We start from the raw sequence: 1,417 nt of genomic DNA on the forward strand, positions 1-1,417 counted from the left end.
GGTGTGACCTGGAGGATGACCGCGAACGGGTAGATAGAATACTCCACGACGCGCGACAGGCTGAGCAGAAGCGCGAGCGCCACTCCGCCGATCACGGCGAGCAGGAGTCCCGCGAAGGTGGTCTCCAGCGTCACGAGGAGGGACCGCGAGAGGATCGGCCAATCGGCCACCAGGGTCTTGGCGATCAGGCTCGGCGTCGGCAGGATATATGGCGGAATCCCCGCCGTCCGAACGGCGATCTCCCAGCCCGCCAGGGCGGCGGCGAACACCATGAGCGGCAACCAGATGCGACTCGGGTTCATGGGCGTTCCTCCGCCGCCATCGCCCTGCCGAGGACGTCGGACACCTCGCCGCACAAGCGTGCATAGGAAGGGCTGGCGCGAAAGGTCGCGCCGCGCTCCGGTGGCGCCGCAATGCCGATCGTTTCGACGACGCGGCCGGGCCGCGGTGTCATGACGGAGACGCGATCGGACAGATAGACGCTCTCGAACACCGAATGCGTCACGAACACGACCGTACAATCGAGTTCACGTTTGAGATGCAACAGATCGTCGTTGAGCTTGAAGCGCGTGATTTCATCGAGCGCCGCGAACGGCTCGTCCATCAAGAGCAGCTTGGGACGCAGACACAGCGCCCGCGCGATCGAGACGCGCATGCGCATGCCACCGGACAATTCGCGCGGATAGCTTTCCGAAAAACCCTCCAGGCCGACGAGGGACAAGATTTCCTTGATGCGGGGCTGGGCCTGCGTTCTCGTGATGCCGCGCAGGCGCAACGGAAGCCAGACGTTGTCGGCCACATCGGCCCACGGCATCAACGTCGGATCCTGGAACACGAAACCGACATCGCCGCGATGGTCCTCGGCCGCATCCATCGGCCACGTGAGCGCGCCAACCGACGGCGCCGTCAGTCCGGCGATCAGCCGCAACGCCGTTGATTTCCCGCAGCCCGAAGGGCCGAGAAGCGAGAGAAATTCCCCCTTGCGGATATCGAGGTCCAGATGCGCGAGCGCCGTCACGCCGTTGCCGAATGTCTTGCCGACGTCCCGCAGCGAGACGAGCGATTCATCGACGGTCGGCGGCGCGATAGCACACATGACTCTTATTTCTTCAGGTCGAGCCCGACGCCTTTGTTGACGAATTGCAGGGTATAGGCGCGCTTGTAATCAAGGTCGGGCTTGAATAGGCCAGCCTTTACCATCTTGTCGAAGAAGTCCTTCATTCGCGCGTCGGTCATCGCGCCGATGCCGGCCTTCGCCGCGTCTCCTGAATCGACGATGCCGTATTCCTTCATCTTGGCGCGCGCATAGGCGAGCAGTTCGTCGGTCATCTCCGGATTCTCGCGCTTGATGAGCGCGTCCGCCTTGCTGCTGTCGCCGTTGAGGTAATTGTACCAGCCGATGGTCGAGGCATCGACG

General features: G+C 63.3%; 1 protein-coding gene and 2 pseudogenes. All 3 read right to left on the minus strand.

All coding sequences use genetic code 11. From position 1 onward, the window contains the following. Positions 1-302, minus strand: a pseudogene (locus AC1DT3_RS21040) (ABC transporter permease); the annotation flags it as partial. Further along, entirely contained in the window at positions 299-1,096 is a 798-nt protein-coding gene (locus AC1DT3_RS21045; protein WP_477467137.1) for an ABC transporter ATP-binding protein, read from the minus strand. The gene AC1DT3_RS21045 and the pseudogene AC1DT3_RS21040, both read right to left, overlap by 4 nt. 5 nt (positions 1,097-1,101) lie before the next feature. Further along, positions 1,102-1,417: pseudogene (locus AC1DT3_RS21050) on the minus strand (ABC transporter substrate-binding protein); the annotation flags it as partial.

This window comes from Microvirga sp. P4_G7, assembly GCF_056401005.1.

Coding starts and splice junctions, on each gene's coding strand:
- AC1DT3_RS21045 (WP_477467137.1), bottom strand. CDS start 1,096: ATGTGTGCTATCGCGCCGCCGACCGTCGATGAATCGCTCGTCTCGCTG.